Below are 8078 nucleotides of genomic sequence, written 5' to 3' on the forward strand. Positions count from 1 at the left end.
ATCCTCCTGTTTTCTCTTATTTGCAGTTGTCCATACGTGGCAAGGCCACGTTCTATAACTTTGTTATAAACAGCTGCTTTAATTTATTCATCATACAAATTTTTGTATAACAATCTTACTTTATCTTTACGAAATTCATATTCTTCAGACTGATTCAGTGTAATATTTTCATTCGTCACACTTACCTGATGAACCGTAATCTTGTCACCTTCCTTTACAGCCTTTTTAGAAATTTTTAACACACCACTGCTTTGTTTTTCTGAAGCTACTTTCACTCCATTTACAAAAACCCGGCTTGCATCTGTAAAATTATTTCCAATTAATAAATAGCTATCTTCACATTCTTTTATTTCTGTAATTTCTACAGGATCTAAGCTGTAATTTACCTTGGTCGGTTCCAAAGGCTTTTTGCCTTCTCGTACAAAATCACTTCCATAAAGCATATCGTACTGTAAAAGTTTTAGATTTTTACGGTATTTTTCACTAGACTGCATCGTCTGATGATATTTATTTAAAAATCCATTATAGATTCCTACCTCGCTAAGTACTTTCGATGCAAGCTGCCAGGCTTCTACTTTACAGGATTCTTTCTTTTTGTTTGCCTTGTTATATCCAAAATTATCCCAGATAAAATACGGTGTCTCGTACTTTGAATTATCCTTGAGGTCTTTATTTTCAAGATTCATTCCCGGCAAATGATCACCATAGGCGATCACCATCACGTCTTCTGGATAATCGGAAAGTTTTTCTGTCAGTGCTTTAATAAAATCATCCATTTCTCTTGTTTGATTCACATAGTATGTAAACTGATTAAGATAGCTCTGACTCAAACCTTCACCAGAAACGGTAATTGGAGAATTACTCTGATCATCTGTAGGATAATCTCCATGCCCCTGTACAGATATCGTATAAATAATATCTTTCTTCTCTGTCTGCTGTAAAGTATCCATGATATATCTGGTTAAAACAGAATCTTTCGCCCATCCAGCTTCGTTTCTGCTTTCGATATCCATATTTTCAATACTGATAAAATTATCAAATCCAAGATTGGAAAAAACGGCATCCCTATCATAAAAAGATGCATTATTGTTATGAATCACACTTGATGCATATTTCTTCTCTTTTAACCAATAAGCTATACTGTCACAGGTTGTTTTGTGAAGAATACTTCGATATGGGTATTCTCCTGTACCGAAATAATCGATATTCATTCCTGTAATGACTTCAAATTCTGTATTGATTGTTCCTGCTCCATAAACTGGAACTTTTAAATATCCTGATGTATATTCTTTCTGAATCTTATGAAATGTAGGTATCGGATCTTCTGAAATATTTAAATTCTTTACTGTTGTTGCGTCAAAAAAAGACTCTAACTGAATAAATATAATATTAGGCTGACGTACAACTCCTGCCTTTTTTGCTTCTTTTTGTTTCTTTTCTGCTTTTTTTACTTTTTTCTTTATGCGGTTTACCGTTTCTCTTGAATAATTAATCGGACGGTCAATCCCTGTATCTATTGCCGTGACACAAAAACCATAGGCAACTCCATAATCTTTATAACCGGCGATCAGATTATCAAACTTCTTAATCAGCATTCCTTTACCGACTCCGACATACGTCACCGCACAAAAACATACTACAGTAACTGCTGTACATAAAACTTCTGTTACCAAATGCCTCGAGCGCTTATCTTCCGGAGAATAAAGGTAAAGACATACAAGAGCGCCTGTCCCGACCACTAATAAGATGACTATTCCAAGAATCTGCCACACTTCAAGATAACTGCCCAGAATCGGCAGAACTGACTTTACTAATGTAAGATCTACTGCCGTAAACGGTGTCTTTCTGTCACTTAAAACTACTCCGTTTGCAATCGCTACTAAAATCCAGCAGCCACTGATAAATACATAGGCAAAAATCCTTTTCCTTACTAAAAATACAATGGAAAAACATAAAAATATAATAAATCCATTATAGAGAAATACAAATGTTCTTTCCTGAACAAATGTAATCACCTCACCTACAGATCTCCTCTCCGTAAATTCTAAAAGAAGATTCAGGCAAAGAGTCAGAATCAGATTAAGAATAAGAACTCTGCAATTCGAAGAATTCCTGATTCTCTCCCATATATTTTTCTCTCTCATATCTACTCCTTGTCTACTACTTTGCTGTCCTTTGTATCTGTGTTGCCTGCACAATAAAACGGCCGGCTTCCGAAGAAGAAGTACATGTGGATAATGTCAAAATATCTTCTTCACTGTCTGGTTTTGTTTTCAGACTATAAAGTGCCTTTTCAATAGAATTCTTCAAATAAGATGCATAGTCTTCCTCAGAAGCAAATGCAATCGTATATACATCAGAATCCTCATTAACATCAATCTCTCTTGCTGCAAACACCTTATATTCTATCTCTTCCTCCGGTGTGATGATCCAGATTTTCTGATGCTTTTTATAATCGGCATCCGGATTATACTCTGTATCATAATGCTTCTTTAGCATACCAAACATCTGTCCATTTTTCAAATTGTGTCCATAAACGATACTGTTTTCCGAAGAAAAATCCGGTTCACATCCTGCATCTAAAAAGATCGCACCAATAAAACTGTCCTTTCCTTCAAATGTCCGATGAAGGTATGTCGTATTATCTGCCGCTTGAACGATCGGATAATTAATGCCCGTACCCTTAATATAGATCCAGGCCTTTACATCCGGATTCACCTTAGCAAGTGCCTCAAAATCTACTGTAACCGGACATTTATCCTTCCCCTTCTTCGTTTTCTGTTCGTCAAGATCAGCATTTTCCTTCACATATTGTCTTAACTGCTCATACTCTTTTTTCCCACCATGGTAATGTCTATAATACCCCCACAGCTTCCATGCCGCAACGCAAAAAATGAGAATGCACAATATAAGAAGCAGATTTGAAAAAAATCCGCTCCCTTTTCTTTTTTTCTTTTTAGCCATAGGCACACCTATTTAAGACGAAGTGGCAGACCACTGATCGCTACATAAACTTCATCACTTAAAGAAGCAAGAACCTGATTTGCCTTTCCTGAAATATCGCTAAAAATTCTTCCAAGACGATATGACGGAACCACACTCATTCCAACCTCATTAGATACAATGATAAGTGTCTTATCTTCATCACGAATTGCCTTTACAAGATTACTCAGTTCCTTTATCACTTCGTTCTCAAGCTTCTCTACTTCGGAAGCAGAAATCTTATCAAAATCTCTCTCCTCATCTTCACATAAAATATTGGTAATCATAACGGTAACACAATCAAGAAGGATCGTATTCTTTTCTGTACTCTTTACAACTTCTCCAAGATCTCGGTATCCTTCATAAGTTCCCCATTCGGAATCTCGTCTTTCTTGATGGATACGGATACGTTCTTTCATATCATCATCGACTGGAATCGCTGTCGCAAGATAAAGAACACTGCGCTTTCCATATTCCTTTGCCTTCTGCTCTGCGATCACGCTCTTTCCGCTTCGGCTACCGCCGGTAACCATAATAACCTTTGACATAACAAATTCCTCCTTAAACCTCTCTGCTGATTTCTCAACAGATTACTGATTCGTCTCTTTTCAAGTTCGTTATGAACTCTTTTACACTCATTATTCCTTTGATGTCTGTGTATCCAGCACAGAAATCTCTCCACGCATGATAAATCCCATCGTAATAAATACTGTCACGATCATAAGAATCATACTATCTATCCTATACCCAAGCGCTGCATTCACACTCCCGATTATTGCAGCCAATGTTCTTGCATACACTGCAATATAAAAAGATTCTGCCATGGACACCATCTTCCCATCACTTCTTCGGACACTTCCCCTGCAGATTAAAGCAAATGCCAATGCCACAAGAAGATACTGTACTGCCTTCGTAATGAGCAGCACTACCAGATAAAACGCCAGGAACATATACAGCGCAGGCAGCATTTCCACCAATCCCTGGTTATTAAGCCTCCAGTTTTTAAACTGAGAAAGACTGATAACCTGCTTCCCACTTGGCATTTTAATCAAAATATTCTTCTTTCCAACCAAAAGCTCCTGTACATAGTCTGATTGAAAATCGGACTCCTTAAATTGTTCTACCGATGAATCCGCTTTAACACGAACCACACCACCTATGGTAAAATCAATCGGGCTTTCACTATGGAACTCTCCTTTTTCTAAAGTAAATCCAGGAATACGCTCTAAAAACAGGTTCTCAAATCCTCCCACACTCGCTGTCCATGCTGCAAACGGAATCACGTTCTCTATAAAAACAAGAAACATAATAAGAACACTGATATATCCAATAAACGCTCCTTTTTTCTTTCTGATCAGTTCTTTATACTGAGACGGATGGACACAGGCAATCACGTATTGCCACAAAAATCCAATCTTACTCTCCTGCTGCATCTTCTTCCTCCTACGCTGAGTATATGATAGAAGCAGCAATCTCTTCTGCCTTCTCCTTACTGATTAATACTTCAATAAGCTTCAGCGCAAATGCAATCGCTGTCCCTACACCTCTGCTCGTTACTACATTCCCATCAACAACAACCGGGTCTTCTTTATATACTCCAACCGAAATACCATCAAGACATCCCGGATAACTTGTTGCCTCTTTATCTTTCAAAAAACCAAGACCGCCAAATACTGATGGCGCTGCACAGATAGCTGCGACCCACTTTCCAGCTTCATATTGCTTCTTTAAAAGATCCGCTAAACCTTCATGTTCCCTTAAATAATTCGTTCCTGGCATTCCGCCCGGCAGTAAAAGCATATCCGCTTCTTCCTTGATATCTTCTATTAAAATATCTGTATTCACAGAAATATTATGTGAGCCTGTTATCTGTAATCTGCCCATAATAGACACCATTTTCACATCGATACCCGCTCTTTTTAATAAATCTACTGCCGTCAAGCCTTCCACTTCTTCAAAACCATCGGCACAAAATACATATATTGAACGCATAAATAAGCCCTCCTTTGTCTTTATGATAAATTCATTAACCTTAATTGTAGCTTAATTACCTCTTTTTATCAAGCTTGGTCATACTTTTTTCACTTTATTTCTTTGAAAAATATGCTATCATATAAAAATACGTTGTTATTATTATAATAATTCATCTGATTAGAAAGGAAAATTGAAATGGAAATCGAAAGAAAGTTTTTAATAAAATCTTTACCTGATGACCTGAATCATTACCCTTGTGATACTTTAACACAGGCCTATATTTCTACAGAACCAGTTATACGTGTCAGACAAAAAAATACAGACTATATCTTAACCTTAAAATCAGCTGGTCTTCTTGCAAGAGAAGAAGTTGAGATGCCCCTGTCAGAAGAATCTTTTGCACATCTTCTTACAAAAAAAGATGGGATTTCTATTGAAAAAAAACGCTATAAGATTCCAGATGACCCTTATCTGATTGAACTAGATGTATTTGAAGGGGACTACAGCGGATTTTGTATGGCAGAGGTAGAATTTCCTGATATCGAGCATGCCAACGCTTATAAGGCACCTTCCTGGTTTGGTCCGGAAGTTACCATGGATTCCCGCTTTCATAACTCAAGCTTAAGTAAGCGTACTCCAGACCAGATCAAAGAATTTCTTAGGCTTATCCAAACAATGTGATTTTTGATTTGTAACAGAATTTTAAGAATAATTAATATCATTTTCTTGTGAAATGTATTATAATGATACTGTTTTGTTACTTGAGCTTTATATTTTTTTTAACAAAACTATTTTGAGAAGGGAGAATATTAACGAATGAGTGATAATACACAAACAAAGAATGCTGCTTCTGGCAGCAATGCAACAAGAAATCGCCGCAGTAATAAGAAGGCAGCCTCTAATACAGGTAAAATCATCGTAGCTGTTATTCTTATTCTTCTAATCGCTGTTTACGGTGGCGGTGTTTACTATTATTCCAATCATTTTCCACACAATACCGTAATCAATCACGTAAAAGTCGGAGAGATGGATACCGCAGCCGCAGAGAAGGCATTTACAGATGATCTCGCATCACATAAGATTTCCTTAAAAGAAAAGAAACGTACTGAAGTAATCGATGCGAATGATGTCGGAACCGTAATCAATGTCGGCAGTCAGATTACCGATCTTCATGATTCTATGAATCCATGGTTATGGTTTACAAACCTGTTTGGAGAAAAGAAATATACAGTTAAATTAGATGTAACTTATGATGAAGCGAAGTTAGAGGAAGTTGTAAATAATCTTGAATGTTTCAAAAAAGAGAATGTAACCGCACCAAAGAGTGCTTACATAAAAGCAGGAGACAGCCAGTTTGAGATTGTTCCGGAAGTTCTCGGAAACACTGTGAAAAAGAAAGCATTGCTTCAGTTAATCGGAACTGACTTATCTACCGGTATTACAAAGATTGATTTTGAAAAAGAAAATCTTTACAAGCTTCCAAAATACTATGCGAAAGATCAGGCTGTGACAGATGCACTTGCCAAAGCGAATAAGTACGCCAGCGGCACAATTACCTATGATTTTGACTACACAAAGGAAACTCTTGATTACAATACATCCAAAGATTGGGTTAAGATTTCCAAAGACTTTAAAGTAACTTTAGACGAAAGCAAAGTGGGAGACTATATCGAAAAACTTGGTTCTAAATACAATACGATGGGTTCTTCCCGTCCTTTCACAACTGCCTACGGTTCTAAAATCAATGTATACGGTGGTGACTATGGATGGAAGATCTACTTCGATAAAGAAAAAGCCCAGTTGATCGAAGAACTAAAATCCGGAAAAGATGTTGAAAGAGAACCTGTATATTCCTACAAGGCAAGATGCAGAAAATCTGCTAAAAATGATATCGGTAACTCTTATGTTGAAGTAAGTATTTCTAATCAGGAAGTATGGCTCTTCGTAAATGGAGAATGTAAAGTAAACTCCTCTGTTGTTACCGGGGACCCAACAAAAGGACACCAGACCTACACCGGTGTTTATGCGCTCACTTACAAGCAGCGAAACGCAACTTTAACCGGTCCTAATGCAGGCGGCGGTTCCTATTCTTCTAAGGTAAGCTTCTGGATGCCATTTAATGGTGGTCAGGGACTTCATGATGCAACATGGCGTTCTTCTTTCGGCGGTTCTATTTACAGAGGCAACGGTTCTCATGGATGTGTAAACTGTCCATATTCTACTGCCGCAGTCCTTTATAAATATGTAGAAGAAGGATTCCCTGTTATCGTTTACTAATATAGCGTTCATCAATTTTTATTTGTTAATGACATAAAAATATCCCCACCGGGTGGAGTGCTGCTCCACAATGGTGGGGATATTTTTTTGTTTAGAAGTCACCCTATCCTTTCTCTGTTCTCCAGCATTTTGATTAACTCCTGCTTTGATACAGCACCTTGTATCGTATATGTAACTCCATTTACTTCATAGATTATGACTCCTTTATCTTCATGCGTAAAGTATTTTCCTTTTACACCACAAACAGAAACCTCTTCTTTCCTGTCTTTTTGTTTGTCAAAAGCCATCTGAATCACATAATCTGCATCATGCTGATTATATATGATCAAATCTCCTTTTTCGTTACTATAAGTCATATAATACCAGTATAGATCTTTCTCATCGCTGTTTTCAGTCTCTTTTTTGTAGCCTTCAGGAACCCACTTTAATTTATACTTAGCTGGTACACTATAATCAATTGTTTTTTTCTGATTTGCTGTTATTTTCTCATTTTCTTTGTTTTCTGATTGCTTTTCATTTTGCAAAACTGCATTTTTGCTATCTTCCCTGGTATCTTCCTTTTCTTTTCCACCATATTCAATCCGTAAACCATCTTCTTCCTGTTTTACAATAAGATTGCTTCTCCACTCCCGGATTGTTTCCTTGGCAAATACACTGCCACAGAGTAAAACCGCCACTAAAGCCGCAACTAAAATAATTCTCTTTTTTCCTTTTCCCATGTCAACTACCCACGACCTAAAGGTCATGGGCTTGTAACTGCCCAGTCGTACTAACGGCTTACACCTCCGACCTTTAATCCCCGATAGATATTGCTATCTAAAGTGGCGTTACATCATAGGGTGGTT

Annotated in this window: 8 protein-coding genes; 2 read left to right on the forward strand and 6 right to left on the reverse strand. The window is 37.2% G+C overall.

Translation table 11 applies throughout. The features are described from left to right. Nucleotides 1-83 precede the first annotated feature (83 nt). The 5 genes from FYJ25_RS10400 to FYJ25_RS10420 form a co-directional block, all read right to left on the reverse strand. Nucleotides 84-2144, reverse strand: coding sequence for a sulfatase-like hydrolase/transferase (locus tag FYJ25_RS10400; RefSeq protein WP_154581265.1), 2061 nt, complete (start codon nucleotides 2142-2144; stop codon nucleotides 84-86). A gap of 16 nt (nucleotides 2145-2160) precedes the next feature. Then, entirely contained in the window at nucleotides 2161-2964 is an 804-nt protein-coding gene (srtB, locus tag FYJ25_RS10405) for a class B sortase (RefSeq protein ID WP_154581266.1), read from the reverse strand. 8 nt (nucleotides 2965-2972) lie between these two features. Beyond that, nucleotides 2973-3530 (reverse strand): bifunctional adenosylcobinamide kinase/adenosylcobinamide-phosphate guanylyltransferase, encoded by a 558-nt coding sequence (gene cobU, locus FYJ25_RS10410; RefSeq protein WP_096239352.1) that lies wholly within the window; start codon nucleotides 3528-3530, stop codon nucleotides 2973-2975. Between the two features lie 90 nt (nucleotides 3531-3620). After that, on the reverse strand, nucleotides 3621-4415 hold the full coding sequence (locus FYJ25_RS10415) for a DUF1189 domain-containing protein (protein ID WP_021907870.1): 795 nt from the start codon (nucleotides 4413-4415) through the stop codon (nucleotides 3621-3623). A gap of 10 nt (nucleotides 4416-4425) precedes the next feature. Further along, entirely contained in the window at nucleotides 4426-4974 is a 549-nt protein-coding gene (locus FYJ25_RS10420) for a DJ-1 family glyoxalase III (RefSeq protein ID WP_154581267.1), read from the reverse strand. Between the two features lie 177 nt (nucleotides 4975-5151). Between FYJ25_RS10420 and FYJ25_RS10425 the strand changes: the two genes are divergently transcribed. Together FYJ25_RS10425 and FYJ25_RS10430 are read left to right on the forward strand one after the other, a co-directional pair. Continuing rightward, complete coding sequence (locus tag FYJ25_RS10425; RefSeq protein ID WP_154581268.1) at nucleotides 5152-5637, forward strand: CYTH domain-containing protein; 486 nt, start codon at nucleotides 5152-5154, stop codon at nucleotides 5635-5637. Between the two features lie 135 nt (nucleotides 5638-5772). Further along, nucleotides 5773-7233: a L,D-transpeptidase family protein gene (locus FYJ25_RS10430; RefSeq protein WP_154581269.1), complete on the forward strand. Its 1461-nt coding sequence runs from the start codon at nucleotides 5773-5775 to the stop codon at nucleotides 7231-7233. Nucleotides 7234-7331: 98 nt separating this feature from the next. Here the strand turns inward: FYJ25_RS10430 and FYJ25_RS10435 are convergent, their stop codons facing one another. Further along, entirely contained in the window at nucleotides 7332-7952 is a 621-nt protein-coding gene (locus tag FYJ25_RS10435; protein ID WP_157908545.1) for a DUF4367 domain-containing protein, read from the reverse strand. Nucleotides 7953-8078: the final 126 nt, after the last annotated feature.

Origin of the sequence: Anaerobutyricum soehngenii (assembly GCF_009697165.1) — a bacterium.
Taxonomy (GTDB): Bacteria; Bacillota; Clostridia; order Lachnospirales; family Lachnospiraceae; genus Anaerobutyricum; species Anaerobutyricum soehngenii.

Bases quoted from the DNA above. Each gene is read 5' to 3' on its own strand.
- FYJ25_RS10420 (WP_154581267.1), bottom strand. From the start codon at position 4,974: ATGCGTTCAATATATGTATTTTGTGCCGATGGTTTTGAAGAAGTGGAA.
- cobU (WP_096239352.1), bottom strand. From the start codon at position 3,530: ATGTCAAAGGTTATTATGGTTACCGGCGGTAGCCGAAGCGGAAAGAGC.
- FYJ25_RS10415 (WP_021907870.1), bottom strand. From the start codon at position 4,415: ATGCAGCAGGAGAGTAAGATTGGATTTTTGTGGCAATACGTGATTGCC.
- srtB (WP_154581266.1), bottom strand. From the start codon at position 2,964: ATGGCTAAAAAGAAAAAAAGAAAAGGGAGCGGATTTTTTTCAAATCTG.
- FYJ25_RS10430 (WP_154581269.1), top strand. From the start codon at position 5,773: ATGAGTGATAATACACAAACAAAGAATGCTGCTTCTGGCAGCAATGCA.
- FYJ25_RS10435 (WP_157908545.1), bottom strand. From the start codon at position 7,952: ATGGGAAAAGGAAAAAAGAGAATTATTTTAGTTGCGGCTTTAGTGGCG.
- FYJ25_RS10425 (WP_154581268.1), top strand. From the start codon at position 5,152: ATGGAAATCGAAAGAAAGTTTTTAATAAAATCTTTACCTGATGACCTG.
- FYJ25_RS10400 (WP_154581265.1), bottom strand. From the start codon at position 2,144: ATGAGAGAGAAAAATATATGGGAGAGAATCAGGAATTCTTCGAATTGC.